This is a genomic window from Rhodopseudomonas sp. P1 (assembly GCF_039642825.1).
Classification (GTDB): Bacteria; Pseudomonadota; Alphaproteobacteria; order Rhizobiales; family Xanthobacteraceae; genus Rhodopseudomonas; species Rhodopseudomonas palustris_H.
On the sequence record NZ_CP088006.1, the window covers coordinates 3,725,563 to 3,739,680 of the forward strand.

The 14,118-nt window shown below is 62.5% G+C and carries 15 protein-coding genes and 1 tRNA gene; 7 read left to right on the forward strand and 9 right to left on the reverse strand.

The genetic code is table 11. The annotated features are described in order from the left end of the window. Nucleotides 1-18 precede the first annotated feature (18 nt). Nucleotides 19-489, reverse strand: a complete 471-nt coding sequence (locus tag LRC39_RS17225; RefSeq protein ID WP_107345164.1) for a hypothetical protein — start codon at nucleotides 487-489, stop codon at nucleotides 19-21. A gap of 215 nt (nucleotides 490-704) precedes the next feature. Between LRC39_RS17225 and LRC39_RS17230 the strand changes: the two genes are divergently transcribed. Both LRC39_RS17230 and LRC39_RS17235 read left to right on the forward strand, forming a co-directional pair. Further along, nucleotides 705-779, forward strand: a tRNA-Thr gene (locus tag LRC39_RS17230). A gap of 648 nt (nucleotides 780-1,427) precedes the next feature. Continuing rightward, on the forward strand, nucleotides 1,428-2,282 hold the full coding sequence (locus tag LRC39_RS17235) for a hypothetical protein (protein ID WP_346295062.1): 855 nt from the start codon (nucleotides 1,428-1,430) through the stop codon (nucleotides 2,280-2,282). A gap of 208 nt (nucleotides 2,283-2,490) precedes the next feature. Here LRC39_RS17235 and LRC39_RS17240 read toward each other — a convergent pair whose 3' ends face one another. Then, nucleotides 2,491-2,937 (reverse strand): BLUF domain-containing protein, encoded by a 447-nt coding sequence (locus LRC39_RS17240; RefSeq protein ID WP_346295063.1) that lies wholly within the window; start codon nucleotides 2,935-2,937, stop codon nucleotides 2,491-2,493. 147 nt (nucleotides 2,938-3,084) lie between these two features. Beyond that, entirely contained in the window at nucleotides 3,085-3,666 is a 582-nt protein-coding gene (locus tag LRC39_RS17245) for a hypothetical protein (RefSeq protein ID WP_346295064.1), read from the reverse strand. 417 nt (nucleotides 3,667-4,083) lie between these two features. On the opposite strand from LRC39_RS17245, the gene LRC39_RS17250 reads away from it, so the two are divergent. After that, nucleotides 4,084-4,317, forward strand: a complete 234-nt coding sequence (locus tag LRC39_RS17250) for a hypothetical protein (RefSeq protein ID WP_164573722.1) — start codon at nucleotides 4,084-4,086, stop codon at nucleotides 4,315-4,317. Nucleotides 4,318-4,333: 16 nt separating this feature from the next. Here LRC39_RS17250 and LRC39_RS17255 read toward each other — a convergent pair whose 3' ends face one another. Continuing rightward, the gene (locus LRC39_RS17255) at nucleotides 4,334-4,795 is read right to left on the reverse strand and encodes a GNAT family N-acetyltransferase (RefSeq protein ID WP_346295065.1); all 462 of its coding nucleotides are present in this window, start codon (nucleotides 4,793-4,795) and stop codon (nucleotides 4,334-4,336) included. Between the two features lie 300 nt (nucleotides 4,796-5,095). Here LRC39_RS17255 and LRC39_RS17260 point away from each other — a divergent pair, with 300 nt between their 5' ends. Further along, entirely contained in the window at nucleotides 5,096-6,781 is a 1,686-nt protein-coding gene (locus tag LRC39_RS17260) for a methyl-accepting chemotaxis protein (RefSeq protein WP_264052753.1), read from the forward strand. 117 nt (nucleotides 6,782-6,898) lie between these two features. Here the strand turns inward: LRC39_RS17260 and LRC39_RS17265 are convergent, their stop codons facing one another. The 5 genes from LRC39_RS17265 to LRC39_RS17285 form a co-directional block, all read right to left on the reverse strand. After that, entirely contained in the window at nucleotides 6,899-7,012 is a 114-nt protein-coding gene (locus tag LRC39_RS17265; RefSeq protein ID WP_107356214.1) for a sodium:solute symporter, read from the reverse strand. A gap of 157 nt (nucleotides 7,013-7,169) precedes the next feature. After that, nucleotides 7,170-7,295, reverse strand: coding sequence for a hypothetical protein (locus tag LRC39_RS17270; protein WP_012496802.1), 126 nt, complete (start codon nucleotides 7,293-7,295; stop codon nucleotides 7,170-7,172). 183 nt (nucleotides 7,296-7,478) lie between these two features. Continuing rightward, nucleotides 7,479-8,192, reverse strand: a complete 714-nt coding sequence (locus LRC39_RS17275) for an outer membrane protein (protein ID WP_346297523.1) — start codon at nucleotides 8,190-8,192, stop codon at nucleotides 7,479-7,481. 188 nt (nucleotides 8,193-8,380) lie between these two features. Then, the gene (locus tag LRC39_RS17280; RefSeq protein WP_346295066.1) at nucleotides 8,381-8,800 is read right to left on the reverse strand and encodes a hypothetical protein; all 420 of its coding nucleotides are present in this window, start codon (nucleotides 8,798-8,800) and stop codon (nucleotides 8,381-8,383) included. Between the two features lie 92 nt (nucleotides 8,801-8,892). Beyond that, nucleotides 8,893-9,189: a His-rich protein BRANT gene (locus LRC39_RS17285; protein WP_107345173.1), complete on the reverse strand. Its 297-nt coding sequence runs from the start codon at nucleotides 9,187-9,189 to the stop codon at nucleotides 8,893-8,895. A 307-nt stretch (nucleotides 9,190-9,496) separates the two neighbouring features. On the opposite strand from LRC39_RS17285, the gene LRC39_RS17290 reads away from it, so the two are divergent. The 3 genes from LRC39_RS17290 (at nucleotide 9,497) to LRC39_RS17300 (ending at nucleotide 14,089) form a co-directional block, all read left to right on the forward strand. Then, nucleotides 9,497-10,321, forward strand: a complete 825-nt coding sequence (locus LRC39_RS17290) for an NAD kinase (protein ID WP_346295067.1) — start codon at nucleotides 9,497-9,499, stop codon at nucleotides 10,319-10,321. Between the two features lie 191 nt (nucleotides 10,322-10,512). Further along, the gene (locus LRC39_RS17295) at nucleotides 10,513-11,442 is read left to right on the forward strand and encodes a type IIL restriction-modification enzyme MmeI (protein WP_346295068.1); all 930 of its coding nucleotides are present in this window, start codon (nucleotides 10,513-10,515) and stop codon (nucleotides 11,440-11,442) included. Beyond that, a complete protein-coding gene (locus LRC39_RS17300) occupies nucleotides 11,360-14,089 on the forward strand; it encodes a class I SAM-dependent DNA methyltransferase (protein ID WP_346295069.1) in 2,730 nt (909 codons plus the stop codon). Before LRC39_RS17295 ends, LRC39_RS17300 begins: the two co-directional genes overlap by 83 nt. Nucleotides 14,090-14,118 lie beyond the last annotated feature (29 nt).

The following is a 14,118-nucleotide window of genomic DNA, read 5'->3' on the forward strand; positions in this document are numbered from 1 at the left end:
GGATCGTGCGGGTTGCCATCAACGGTACGGCCGCGGACCGGGCCGCGGTTCGTCGAACGGCGGCGCGATCAGCACCTGGGGTTCGATCATCGGGGTCGGCGGTGCCGGCTGCGGCGGCCGCGATTCCACTTCCCAGGATTGATGGAAGCTCTCGGCGGGCTTTGGCAGCTTGCGGTCCGCTGGCGGTTCGACTTCCAACCGGCCGTAGCCCGGCAGCCGGTTCGAGCCGGGGTAATAGTGGCCGACCTCCGGATACACCACCGGCCGGCTGCCATAGATCGTCGGCTGCACGTGGTTGCCGCTCTCCAGCCCCCAGTCGCCTTCGATCGTCGCATAAGACGCGTCGCGTCCGTTGATGATGATCGGCACGCCGGGCCGGCCGGGAATCACGATCGCCCGCCCGCCGCTCTCGGCAAAAGCCGGAGCCGCGGTCACGGTCAGCAGCGCCAGCGCCTGGGCCAGACGCCGAAGGGTGAAAGGATCAGACATGCGCCAACGGTAAGGGAAAAGCCTGGCAGATGGGTTAAGGCACGGCCGCTCGCGACCGCTCAGCCTAACGCGCGAGCGCGGTTTCGGGTCCGCCTGCTGCGTTCCGCCGCAACGTCGTTAACGCGCTCTTTCGATCCCGCGCCCTGTACGCCCCTCGGAAACCACCCGCGGCGGTCTTGTCGATCCGCGGCGGCGCTGCTAGCTGTCTGCCCGATGCCGGCGTAGCACAGCGGTAGTGCAGCGGTTTTGTAAACCGAAGGTCGGGAGTTCGATCCTCTCCGCCGGCACCACGAAAACCATCATATAATATGGATTTTTCGCAGTATTTGTGCCGCGCCAAATCCGGCGATCACGGAAACAAACCGGGATCAACTTGATCAGCTCCCGCCGGATTGGCCATGGCGCCGCGTCTGCAGAGCCATGCTCTGCACCGAATGCGGAACGCCTGGCTGCATCCACGTCGTGCCAAACTGACACGACAACAGCCTCCACAAAGTCCCGTTTCATCGGCTAGGGGCGGACCCGACCGCATGACGAGCCCCCATACGACAGAAGATCGCAATCCACCGGCGTTTAGCGCAGATATCTTGGGCGAATTGCTTAGACCCGCCGATCAAGCTCTCCGAGGGAAGAGAACTAAAGATGTTGCGCGAGGCCGGCACAGCTATATCGCCGCCCTGCACGCCACGAAACAGAAGCCCCTTAAAGATTCAGGCAGCCATCCACGTCCTGCTGCAGGCAGCCGATCACAACGGACCAATGATCTTCGCTCGCATGGGGACTGCATGTGCTTTCGAGGTGACCGGCCACCATCACCGCGCCAACGAAGCGGCGGTTTGAACACTTGCTATATTGCCCTCAAGAGGGTTCAATTTTACTGAGCTTGACCAACTACAAACTGCAAACTCAGACCGAATCGATAAGAGGCAAACTCACCCATGGTGCGCCTTAGACTTGGAATTGCACGTACCGGCACATTCATTGCAACGGTGTTTTTCTGGACTTGGACGACGGTTAAGGCGATTATTGCACTTATCGGAGCAACCACCGTCGGTGATGACTTCAATCAATTGATGGAGCGGCTGCCTGCTGTCGCGGCATGGGTACTTTCGACCCCGTGGTGGGTTCCTGCGGCCCTTGCTACTGTTCTAACGTCATTTCTAATTTGGCTCTCTTGGCCAAGCGCCCCCCAAGTAACGCAACCCCACAATCAAACCAGCGAACCCAGCGACGCAGATCGAGGCCAACCACAGACGCGATCGATCGAGCCAAGCTCTCCCAGAATCACGATATCACTACGAAAGGGGCTCTACGTCGGCGAGATTAGGATAGGTCTTGACCATCTTGCGGATGATCGCCACAGCGAGATCACTCTCCGAGTCTTCAACGGAACCGGAAGGACCGTGATGCTCCGCGGGCTATCTGGCAAAATCTCATTTGCAACTCCCAACAATCAAGACCCGCGTTTCTGTGGAGAGCTCCCCGAGCCCGCGGTACGAAACGACACCTCGCGACTGGCGGAACCATTGGAAGAGTGGTTTCTGATCCTTGAGCAAAAGGTACCTGCAAAGGAAGCAGACAAGCTACTCGCGATGATCAATGACAACATGAAAATCCTCTTTTCTTTCTCACAGTTTGACATCGAAGTGTGCGATGCTACTAAGGTAGACCACATCGAAAAACTCGACATGGGAGGCGGCGTTTCTTACGATCGAACGTATGGATATGGAAAAATTATCAATTTGAGTATGAAAGAAACCATCGGATCACGAGCAGATACCTTCGGGCCGTAGGTGACGCGCACGCATCATGCTAAGCACAAAAAGTTGGCCGATCGGGAATGAGCGATGGCCAGTCAGGGAGGAACGGTAAGGCGATCAGGCAGACGCTGCCTGCATCGAGCGCAACCGATAGCCCTACAGAGCCCAAATTTGTAAACCGAAGGTCGGGAGTTCGATCCTCTCCGCCGGCACCATCTCCCCCCGCAAGCAAGCTTCGTCCCTACGCGACGTCCCCCGCCTCTTGGGAATAGGCCATCTCCATCACGATGGTGTAGAGCCGCTCGCCGATCAGATGGCCGGTGTGGAAGCCGGTTTCGGTCTGCAGCCAGGCCAGCGCGTGCTGGTGGCGGGGCGACTGCCCGACGAACGCCATCGACCAGTTCGGGAATGCGCGGACGGTGATCGGGCTGGCAAGCAGCACCTGGACGTCGCTGTGGCGTCCGTCCTGCTGGATGGTCTCGAACACCTTCTCGACCGCGCTGCGCGGTCCTTCGAGCACCTGGGCGAAGAAGCCGCTGTTGACGATCAGCGCCCCGGTGATGCCGGCACGGGCATTGTTGATGCGGGAGGTGGCCAGGATGCCGGCGATTTCCGACGACAGCCGATCGATCGGTCCTTCGATCCGGTTTCGGCTGACATAGAGAACGCGAAACAGCTCATCCTGCATCGAACCCCTTTCCCCCCGCGGGAATCCCTGATCTTGAATACTGTCGGCGCGCAGTCCGCTCAGTTCAAAATCATACGGAGACGCCGGGCGAAGGACTTGTTCGAACGCAAATCCACAGGCGTGGATCGAATCTCGGTTTATAGGCCGTCAGATCGCCGCCCGAAGGTGCGGGTGATCCTCGCGGCCGACGTCGATCGAATACACCGCAACCGAATTGGGCGCAGGAAAGTCGCCATTGGCGAAGATGCCGTCGCGCTCGAACCGTCCCTCGGTGCTGATCAGCAGCGTCGCAGTGAAGATGCAATGCACCTCGCCTTGCGCATTGGTGAACGGCAACAGCAGCTTCTCGTAGTCCACCGGCACATCGTGCACGTCGCAGACGCAAGAAATCGAATAGACCGGCTTACGGATGCGGCGGCAAAGGTCGTATTGAGCCAGGATGTAGTCACGCGTTGCTGGCGACAGCACCTCGTCGAGATACAGTCCCCGCGCCTCCAGTCCGCTGGCCGCCGACAGCAGCGATCCATAGTGAAGGATCTGATACCGCGGCTCGTCCGCCCCCATCACTCGGGTCAGGATCGAACGCGGCATGTCGACGCTCGCCGGCTCGAACGAGAACGGCACCATGGCGGGGTCGGTGACCCGACCGCCCGCTCTCGCCCACTGATTGATCAGCCAACGGTGAGGCACGTGGCGGACGACCTCGGCGCTGCTCGGGTTCACAATCATGCTCGCGGAATTCCTTGTGGTATCGGCTGCTGCCGTTCACTCCCAGCGCGACCCGGAACGCAACAGGAGTACGGCGCATGCCGCTATCCGAGAGCCGATGACCGGTCAATCCGCAAGACCTCCCTACACCTTGCCACAGTGTCGCATCCATTCGGATCGGCTCGTCGCCCACCATCTTGGGATGTGACGGGCACAGCGCTTTTCGGCGGAATGCTGAATTTTCCGTCTGCATGTGACTGGTCTTCGGAACATCCAAGTTGAGGCGCAGCGCGCCGCCTAGTGATCGACACTCCAAAATCGTCGCGTTGGCCTGCTGGAAGCCCCCGTCTGGAACTAAGCCGAGCTTGATGTAACGCAATACCGTTCCCGTCAGAGCTGCAAAGCTGAGTTTCATCGCCGATAAGGGAATCATCCGGCATGCGATCGTTTCAACACCGCGACTACTTCTTCCATCCGTGCCGGATGTGCGGAGCCGTGGCCAACCTGACGCGCAACACGCCCGCAGCCGACGGATGCGAGCATCGCACCTACGAATGCCGGCGGTGCGGCCATATCGACCTGTTCGGGGTCGGACCGGACGCCAGCAGGCCCTGGACGGTGATCGGCTCGCCCGAGATGGAGGCGGCCGGTGGCGGCAGCGGCGCAAGCTGAACCGCTCCCCTCAAGATTAGAGATCGATCGCCATCAGCACCGTGTTGGCGCCGTTCCAGCGGGCGCGATCGACGATGCCCCATCCCAGCCCCTGATAGTAGTCCGCCGCGTCCGTGGTGTAGAGAAACAGCCGGCGGTGGCCGCGCTGCCGCGCCTGGTCCTCGATCGCGCGGACCAATGCTGCGCCGACGCCATGGCGTCGATGGGCCGGCGCGACGTAAAGCCCTGCGAGCCAGGGGGTGACATCGTGCACCGGGGCAATCTCGGACCGAGCCAGCAGGGCGGTCCCGGCCGGCTGGCCATCATGCATCGCCATCAGCGCGACCTGATCGGTTGGATCGGCCACGAACGCTTGCAGTGAAGCGAGTTCATCCGCCGCGCTGGCATTGAGCACCGAGAACGTCTCGGCGCGCCAGCGCGCGCACACCTCGAGCTCATTCATGCCGGGTGCTAGGACGATGATGCGGATGGTGGACATGGCGCCGCCTCCTCCGCGGAGATCAGCCCCGCTGCGTATAACTGGTAGATGTACCAGCTTCCGAATTAACGATCGAATAGCTCCATTCAGTTACCACCGACTGCCAGATCACTCGTGCTTCGCAACGGAGCGTCTTCGCATGAGTCCGCGCTTCGGTGCCCTGCCCGGCACATCCACGCACGCTGCCGCGCCGACCGGCCGCCCGGCCGCCCGCCTCGCCGATCGCGCCGGCGATGCCTTTCAGCGCGCCCCGCTCCCCGACTTTCACGATCTCGCCCGCTCTTTCGAACGGACCGTCCCATGAAACTCTCCGACATCAAGCTGCTGTACAAGATCCTCGCCTGCTTCCTGCTCCTCGGTTTGGTCACAGCGTTCGGATTGTGGCACTCGTCGTCGAAGACCAGCGAAGCGGTCAGCATCTATGCGGAGATGATCGACAAGGACGTCGCCGGGATGAAGGCGAATCTTCGGGTCAACTCCCGCGTCTACAATTTCGGGCGACTGGCGTGGCGGCTCACCGCCGAGACGGATCCTGCAATGATGAACGAAGTCGTCCAGGAGGTCCGCGCCAACTACAAGGATTTCCAGGATCAGATTGCGATCGGCCGTAAGGCGCTGCCGCAGTTTGCCGCCGATTTCGACAAGGCCGCGGCGATGTTCGACGAGATCATGACCAAGAGCTATCCGAAGCTCGAGAAGGAAGCGCTCGCCAACAACAACGAGGAAGCCTCGCGCCTCAACCGCGCGATGATCCCGCAGACCGAAGCGCTGCGCGATCACGTCCGCACCATCACCACCCGGCTCGACGACTCGCTGGCAAAGCGCTCGAATGAAGCCGCGGCCGACGTGAAGAGCGCGGTGACCTCGACGGTGGTGATCGTCGGCGGCGCCTTCCTGGCGGTGCTGGCCGCGGCGTTCGCGCTGGTGCAGTTCGGTGTCGCCCGCCCGATCGCCCGGCTGGTCGGTGATCTCCAGGCGATGGCGCGCGGCCAGGATGTCGATGTCAGCGGCACCGAGCGCGGTGACGAGATCGGCCAGATCGCCAATGCCGTCAACGATATTCATCTGATGCTCGCCGAGAAGGCGCGGCGCGAGGCGGACGACAAGCTCGCCGCCGACCGCAAGACCGAAGCCGAGCGCAAGACGGTGATGATGAATCTGGCGAACTCGTTCGAAGCCGCGGTCGGCGAGATCGTCGAGACGGTGTCGTCGGCGTCGACCGAACTGGAAGCCTCGGCGCGGACTCTCGCGGGCACATCCGAACGTTCGCAGGAGCGCACCACCCGCGTTGCGGTGGCATCCGAACAGGCGTCCACCAACGTGCAGTCGGTGGCCTCGGCGACCGAGGAGATGAGCTCATCGATTTCCGAGATCAGCCGTCAGGTGCAGGACTCGGCACGGATCGCCACCGAGGCGGTCGAGCAGGCCCGCACCACCAATTCCAGCGTCGGCGAATTGTCGGCGGCCGCGGCACGGATCGGCGACGTCGTCGAACTGATCAACACCATCGCCGGCCAGACCAACCTGCTGGCGCTGAACGCCACGATCGAAGCCGCCCGCGCTGGTGAAGCCGGCCGTGGCTTCGCGGTCGTCGCGAGCGAAGTAAAGGCGCTGGCAGAGCAGACTGCCAAGGCCACCGGTGAAATCAGCGCCCAGATCGGCGGCATCCAAAGCGCGACCGATCAGTCGGTGCGGGCGATCCGCGAGATCGGCGAGACCATCGCCAAGATGTCGGAGATCTCCTCGACGATTGCGGCGGCGGTCGAACAGCAAGGCGCCGCCACGCAGGAAATCTCCCGCAACGTGCAGCAGGCCGCGCAAGGCACCCAGCAGGTGTCGTCGAACATCGTCGAGGTGCAGCACGGCGTCACCGAGACCGGCTCGGCATCGAGCCAAGTGCTGTCGGCCGCCCAAGGGCTGTCGCGCGACAGCGAGCGGCTGCGCAGCGAAGTCGCGAAGTTTCTCAGCACGGTACGCGCCGCCTGACACGGCACGCCTCACCGCGCTCGATCCTAGCCAACCAATCACCACCGGCGCCCGCGTGGCGCCGGTGCGGTTTCAGAGCCAGCCGCGGAGCACGGCCGGTGAAATGAACCTCAGGCCTCAGTGCCGCGAGGCGAGCGCCGCGGCGATACGGCCCTGGATCACGACGCCGAGCCAGATCACCAAGGTCGACAGGCCGGCCGCAACCACTACCAGTAGGTCGGTCTCGCTCATCGGATCAGTCCTCCGCAAGGACGGGGTAGTAGCCCAAAAGGCTGCTACGTTCGGCGGCGTCGCATCCGCGGCGCCGCAACTCTTGCGCGATTATTGCTGCACGGCGCGGGCCGGCTTTGATGCCGGTCAACCGCGGCGGCGGCAGGCATTCCAGCGCTCACAGCCACCGCACCAGAACGGTGAGATTGACCGCACAGGCCCCCAGCAACGCCAGGGTGAGGCCGAACGGAGCGCTATCGATGCGGGTTTTCAGGATCGTCGTCATGTTGGAACCCGATGTCATGACCGGACCATCGGGTGATTCTAGCCTTGGAGTCCCAAGCGATATTTTTCGCCGGATTTAACCCTCGTTAACCTTCGATTCCCGACTCCCTGCCCCGTTCCGGCTGACGCAAAAAGGCCGGCGCTGAGGCCGGCCTTGAAGCTGCGATTCGTGAGGCGGGATCGATACTTAGCGGATCACCGATCAGTATTTGGCGACCGCCGGACCGCCCCAGCCGAAGCGGTAATTGATACCGGCCTTGACGGTGTGCTCGTCGTTGCGGAACGAGGTGCCGACCACGTCCGCCGGACCGCCGGTGAAGGTGGTGTCGCCGAACTTGTAGTACTGGTACTCGACCTTGGCCGACCAGCTCGGCGCGAACATGTATTCGAGACCGGCGCCGACGGTGTAGCCGTCGTTCCGGCTGCCGCTGGTGGTGTAGCCGGCCGGCACGCCGCCGAGCGCGGCGACGCTGAGATCGCTGTCGCGCCAGGCGTAACCACCCTTGGCGTAGACCAGCGTCGGCCCCCAGGCGTAACCCAGTCGGCCAGTGACCGAGCCGAGGCCGCGGGTGTCTTCGGTCGCGGTGCTGCCGCCCGGGAAGATCACGCCGGTGTTGTTCGACGACATCCAGCTATATTGGGCTTCGATACCGATCACCCAGTTGGTGGCGAACTGATAGTCCGCGCCGCCCTGCACACCGCCGAAGAAGCGGCCGGAGTTGCCGGTGATGTTGTTATCGCCGGCCCAGGCGCCACCGACGTGGCCGCCGACATAGAAGCCGGTCCAATTGTAAACCACCTCGGGCGCCGTATAGGCGGGCGCGGCCTTGGTATAGGGCCGCGGCGGCAGGTCGGCGCCAAAGGCGGGAGCGGAGAGCGCGATCACCGCCGCTGCGCCGAGCAGAGTGTTCTTCATCGTCTTCATCGTCGTCCCTCTTTCGATGCGTTCCGATGTGCTCAAAACAGCATGGCAATCGTTTGGTTGCCCGGTGGCGACGGCGTAGCAATCATTCAGCAGGACTGTGACGACGCCGCAACACTCGGGAACCCGTCCCTGCCAGGCCGGCATCAGATTAGTCGCGGCAGATTGCGATCCGGTCGGGATCAGCGCGACAATTTTTCAAGTTCGGGAAACGGCGCATAAACGACGCCGGTGCACAGCTCGCCGGCGTGCGGGGCCACCCGGTCGAGCCGGCCGTCGACGTGCACGATCGCCATATCCTGCAGCGTGCCGCCGCGCGGGGTGAAGCGCAGGCACGATACCCAGCGCACCCGGCCGTCGACCGGCCGCTGCACCGGCTCGGCCATCGCGGCATCGCGCAGGCCCGAGGGGTTGTTGAGATACGTCCGCAGGAAGGCCGGGATCTCGCTGCGATAGTTCACCGGAAACGGCTGCGGCGGATCGGTGTCGAACGACATCGAACCGCCGATCGCACAGGCGCCGAGCAGCGCCGCGAGCGGCAGCGCCAAAGCGGCGCGCAGCGGGCGCGGGAAGGTCGGCAATGGGATCGCAGGACGGCGCATGCCTCATGCAATAGCGCGCCGGGCGGCGAAATCAATCGCCCGCCGTGCCGCGAGGGGAAGCGCGGCACGGCGGGCGTTGGGACGGCTGAGGATCAGCCGCGCTTCGGCGCGATGTGGCGGATCGACGCCTTGGACAGATGCTGCTTGGCGACCGGCTGCTTCATCGCCTGGTGCTTGGCGTGATGCTTGGAGGCATGGTGCTTGCCGACGTGGCGCTGGGCGTGATGCTTGCCGGCCTGCTTCTGCACCGGGGCGGCCTGCGCGGTCTTGCCGGCCGGCGCGGTCTGGGTGGTAGCCGGCGCAGCCGGGGTCTTGTCGGCGGAAGCGGCAAGCGCCGGGGCAGCCAGCATCGAAACGGCAACGAGCGCGGCGGACAGGGTCTTGATCATGGTGGGTCTCCTTCAAGAGGCGGTTCGAAATTCGCTTGATCCGAACGCGGGGCCGGAGCGGCCGGGTGCTCGATCACGGTGCCGACCCTAGATCTGCGGCACTGAACCGCACCTGACGGCCGCCGATGGCTTCCGTTCATCAGCATGAATTGTTGGTCATGCACGCTGGTGCCGCGCCGGCGCCGACAGGCGCCCTCGCCTGCTCGCCTCGACACCCCCGGGCAGGTCGTATAGACCGGCGACGGTGAGAGGCGGCCGGCACCACGATGGCCTGTCAGCCGTCCGCCGCCGTCAGAGGCCGCCTTCGATGAGCACGTCCGCGCGGCAAGACCGCACCGCTTCTTCCCATCCCGTTTCGCCGCGTATCGCGACCGACCGCATCGCCTTCGTCGCCTCGAACAGCGCCGAGGCGCAGGCCGCGCTGGCGCAGCTGGTGCAGCTGTATGGCAATGCGGAGCCGCACGAGGCCGACGTCGTGGTCGCGCTCGGCGGCGACGGATTGATGCTGCAGACGCTGCATCAGCAGATGCGCAGCGGCAAGCCGATCTACGGCATGCATCGCGGCACCGTCGGCTTTTTGATGAACGAGTATTCGACGGTGGACTTGCGCGCCCGCCTCGCCGCCGCGCGCGAGACCGTGATCCATCCGCTGTTGATGCGCGCCACCGACATCTACGGCGAGGTGCACATCCATCACGCCATCAACGAGGTCTCGCTGTTTCGCCAGACCCATCAGGCGGCGCGGCTGCGCATCAGCATCGACGAGCGCGAGCGGATGAGCGAGCTGGTCGCCGACGGCATCATGGTCGCAACCCCGGCGGGCTCCACCGCCTACAATCTGTCGGCGCAGGGCCCGATCCTGCCGATGAACGCTCAGCTCTTGGCGCTCACCCCGATCTCGCCATTCCGCCCGCGCCGCTGGCGCGGCGCGCTCTTGCCCGACACCGCCTACGTGGTGATCGACGTGCTCGAAGTCGACAAGCGCCCGGTCGCCGCCGTCGCCGACCACGACGAAGCCCGCGACGTCCGCCGCGTCGAAGTGATCTCCGACAAGACTATAGCGATGCGGATGCTGTTCGACCCGGGCCACAGCCTGGAAGAGCGGATCTTGAGCGAGCAATTTGGGTATTGAGGGAGCGGAGACTGGCGCGGCTGTCTGGCTTAGCCAGTGATCTTTGATCTTGTCGCACAACTCCAGGCTCAACCGCACGCCGACACGGCCATGACCGGAAATTTCCCTACAACCTAAATCCACCATACCCAACTACAGGTCGCATTAAATCACGGTGTACAACCGACATACGGCAATCTTACGTTGCCGTCATGGATAGCGTTAGTATTTCCCAAGTCGATCTTTTTATTAAGCGTTGGCAAGACCGGGAAGGCGGCCAGGAGCGGGCGAACTATAGCCTGTTTCTGACCGAGCTATGCGACGTGATCGGCGTCGAACATCCGCAGCCGGCCGGCGCAACTCACGAAAACAACGACTACGTGTTTGAGCGGGCCGTGAAAAAAAGCGGAGAGGCCTTTGACACGTGGGGACGTATCGACCTCTACAAGAAGAACAGCTTCGTTCTCGAGGCCAAACAAAGCCGCTGGCACGGCCAAAAAAAGGAAGTCCGGGACCGGGTCGGTTCTGTACGTCCCGAATACGAGCGCGTGCAACTCGGCCGCCGCGGCGCTGATCGTGCGTGGGATGTTCTGATGCTCAATGCAAAGCGTCAGGCAGAAGACTACGCACGCGCCCTCCCCGCCTCACACGGTTGGCCGCCATTCATCCTAGTCTGCGACGTCGGCCATTGCGTGGAGGTTTATGCCGACTTCAGCGGGCAGGGAAAGAACTATACGCAGTTCCCCGACCGTCAGAGCTTCCGCATCTATCTCGAAGACCTACGCGATGACGCCGTCCGCGAGCGGCTACGTAGGATCTGGCTCGAACCGCAGGCACTCGACCCAACGCAAAACTCCGCGAAGGTGACACGCGACATCGCCAAACGCCTCGCACAAGTATCGCTCGCGCTGGAGACCAGACAGAAATATCCCGCCGAAGACGTGGCGATGTTTCTGATGCGTTGTCTGTTCACGATGTTCGCCGAAGACGTTGGCCTGCTTCCGAAGAAAGCGTTCAGAACACTGCTGGAGGCGTGCGAACAACGTCCGGAGGTATTCCGTGCCCGAGGTGACACAGCTGTGGGAAGCGATGGATCGTGGTACGTGGGCTCATACGCTCAAAGCCAAGGTACGGAAGTTTAACGGCGAGTTCTTTCGTAGCCGCGCCGCCCTCCCCCTTGGTCGAGAAGAGATCGGTGAACTCCGTCGTGCCGCAGATCACGACTGGAATGAGGTCGATCCGTCGATCTTCGGCACATTGCTGGAGCAAGCACTCGATCCCGCAGATCGCAAAAAACTCGGCGCCCACTATACCCCGCGCGCCTATGTCGAAAGGCTCGTCATCGCGACGATCATCGAACCGCTACGCGAAGATTGGCGCAACGTTCAAGCCACCGCAGAAACCTTTCGCAGCAACGGCGACCTCAAGCGCGCCGCAGCGGAAGTCCAGGCATTTCACGACCAGCTGTGCAGAACACGCGTGCTCGATCCCGCCTGCGGGACTGGCAACTTCCTTTATGTCTCCCTCGAATTGATCAAGCGTCTCGAAGGTGAAGTACTGGAAGCTCTGCTCGATCTCGGTGGTCAGGAAGCCTTGCGAGGTCTTGGCTCTCACAGCGTCGACCCGCACCAATTCCTCGGCCTCGAAATCAATCCACGTGCCGCAGCGATCGCAGAGCTGGTGCTATGGATCGGCTATCTGCAATGGCACTTCCGCACCAAGGGTGCCCCGCCGGATGAGCCGATCCTGCGCGCCTTCAAGAACATCAAGGTCAAGAACGCCGTACTCGACTGGGACGGCGCGCCGCTGCCGAAGATCGTGGACGGAAAAGAGATCTACCCGAACCCGCGCCGGCCGGAATGGCCGCCGGCGGAGTTCATCGTGGGCAATCCGCCTTTTATCGGAAAAGGCGCATTCATGCGAGAGGCCCTCGGAGAGAGGCTGACGGAAGCCCTCTGGAGAGCGAATCCTCGCATCAACGAGTCAGCAGACCTCGTGATGTTCTGGTGGGACAGAGCCGCCGAGCTACTCACGGTCAAAGGTACAGTGCTTCGGCGGTTTGGATTCGTGACCACCAATTCCATCTCACAGGTTTTCAATCGACGAGTTGTGGAACGTCATCTCACGGCAAAAAAACCCATCTCGCTCGTCTTCGCGATTCCGGATCATCCATGGACAAAGGCCACCGAAGACGCAGCCTCCGTCCGGATCGCCATGACAGTGGGTGAGAAAGATGTTCGACAGGGCGCGTTGGCAAGAGTCGAGCGTGAAGGCGATCTAACCAGCGATCACCCAATCATCGAAATGACCATCGAACTAGGTCGCATAAACCCCGACCTAACAATCGGCGCCGACCTTACTTCCGCGTCTAAGCTGACAGCTAACTTCGGCCTTTCGAGTAATGGAATGCTGCTTGCGGGACGCGGATTCGTCCTATCTAGAAGCGAGGCAGAACATCTTGGCGTAGGCTCGCGACTGGAAGTGGAAAGCGTTGTAAGGCCCTACATCAATGGGCGCGAGTTGTACTATGGTTGGTCGGGGCGCCATATCATCGACCTGTTCGGGATCACTCTGGACGACGCTCGCTCGCGATTCCCTAACGTCTATCAACATCTTGCCACGACGGTGAAGGTCGAGCGCGCCTCCGTCGCTGCAAAAACTACAGTTCGTGATGCTCACGACTACGCCGCGAGATGGTGGCTATTTGCAAAGCCGAGGGCCGCCTTTCGCGACGCCCTAGTCGACTTGGATCGCTATGTTGGCACTACAGAGACAGCCAAACATCGCATATTTCAGTTTGTCGACTCCCGCTTTATCCACGATCACATGGTCATAGGCATTGCGACAGCCGACGCGTGTCACTTGGGAGTACTCTCTTCACGCATCCATCTAATCTGGACACTCGCCCAAGGAGGCACACTCGAAGACCGTCCACGATACACGAAGTCTCAATGTTTCGACCCCTTCCCCTTCCCCGACGCCAATCCGATTCAGAAGCAGACCATTCGGGTGATTGCCGAGGAACTCGACGCGCATCGCAAGCGCGTGCTGGCGGAGCATCCGCATCTGACGCTTACCGGGCTTTACAACGTGCTGGAGCGTGTGAAGGCGGGGGCCGTGCCGCAGGCACAGCCGTCATCCCCGGGCTCGTCCCGGAGATCCACGTCTTCGGTGCGCGACCGCAAGAAAAGCGTGGATGGCCGGGACGAGCCCGGCCATGACGGAGGGAGAAGTTCGACGGTCCATGACGAGCAGAGCAATGTGCTGACGTCGGACGAGCAGCGCATTTTCGACGATGGCCTCGTGCTGATCCTCAAGGAGCTGCACGACAGGCTCGATGTCGCTGTCGCGGCCGCCTATGGTTGGCCGGCTGACATTTCGGACGAGGACATCCTTGCGCGTTTGGTGGCATTGAACAAGCGGCGCGCCGAAGAAGAACAGCGCGGCCTGGTGCGCTGGCTTCGGCCGGACTATCAGGTCCCGCGATTTGCTAAGACGCTCGACAAGCAAGCGGCCGCGGAGGATGGAGCTCAGGTCGCGGCAACGTTCAGTCTCGGTGAGAAGCGACACAAGCCAGCCTTTCCGGCAAGCCCAGTGGAGCAAACCGCCACTGTGTTTGCAGCACTCTCTGCAGCGCCAGGCGCGATCGATGCCAAGGCGCTCGCCGGGCAATTCAAATACACCAAGACCTCCGAGAAAAGGATTGCTGACGCGCTCGCCTCGCTCGCGCGGCTCGGTTACGTCAGCACGACCGATGGCGTCAGCTTCGCGCTACGTCGGGCTGCATAGCGCTTCCGTCCGACGTGGATGGGCGGCGA

Coding starts and splice junctions, on each gene's coding strand:
- LRC39_RS17255 (WP_346295065.1), bottom strand. CDS start 4,795: ATGTCCACCATCCGCATCATCGTCCTAGCACCCGGCATGAATGAGCTC.
- LRC39_RS17260 (WP_264052753.1), top strand. CDS start 5,096: ATGAAACTCTCCGACATCAAGCTGCTGTACAAGATCCTCGCCTGCTTC.
- LRC39_RS17295 (WP_346295068.1), top strand. CDS start 10,513: ATGGATAGCGTTAGTATTTCCCAAGTCGATCTTTTTATTAAGCGTTGG.
- LRC39_RS17265 (WP_107356214.1), bottom strand. CDS start 7,012: ATGAGCGAGACCGACCTACTGGTAGTGGTTGCGGCCGGCCTGTCGACC.
- LRC39_RS17270 (WP_012496802.1), bottom strand. CDS start 7,295: ATGACATCGGGTTCCAACATGACGACGATCCTGAAAACCCGCATCGAT.
- LRC39_RS17275 (WP_346297523.1), bottom strand. CDS start 8,192: ATGAAGAACACTCTGCTCGGCGCAGCGGCGGTGATCGCGCTCTCCGCT.
- LRC39_RS17250 (WP_164573722.1), top strand. CDS start 4,084: ATGCGATCGTTTCAACACCGCGACTACTTCTTCCATCCGTGCCGGATG.
- LRC39_RS17235 (WP_346295062.1), top strand. CDS start 1,428: ATGGTGCGCCTTAGACTTGGAATTGCACGTACCGGCACATTCATTGCA.
- LRC39_RS17225 (WP_107345164.1), bottom strand. CDS start 489: ATGTCTGATCCTTTCACCCTTCGGCGTCTGGCCCAGGCGCTGGCGCTG.
- LRC39_RS17280 (WP_346295066.1), bottom strand. CDS start 8,800: ATGCGCCGTCCTGCGATCCCATTGCCGACCTTCCCGCGCCCGCTGCGC.
- LRC39_RS17285 (WP_107345173.1), bottom strand. CDS start 9,189: ATGATCAAGACCCTGTCCGCCGCGCTCGTTGCCGTTTCGATGCTGGCT.
- LRC39_RS17245 (WP_346295064.1), bottom strand. CDS start 3,666: ATGATTGTGAACCCGAGCAGCGCCGAGGTCGTCCGCCACGTGCCTCAC.
- LRC39_RS17240 (WP_346295063.1), bottom strand. CDS start 2,937: ATGCAGGATGAGCTGTTTCGCGTTCTCTATGTCAGCCGAAACCGGATC.
- LRC39_RS17290 (WP_346295067.1), top strand. CDS start 9,497: ATGAGCACGTCCGCGCGGCAAGACCGCACCGCTTCTTCCCATCCCGTT.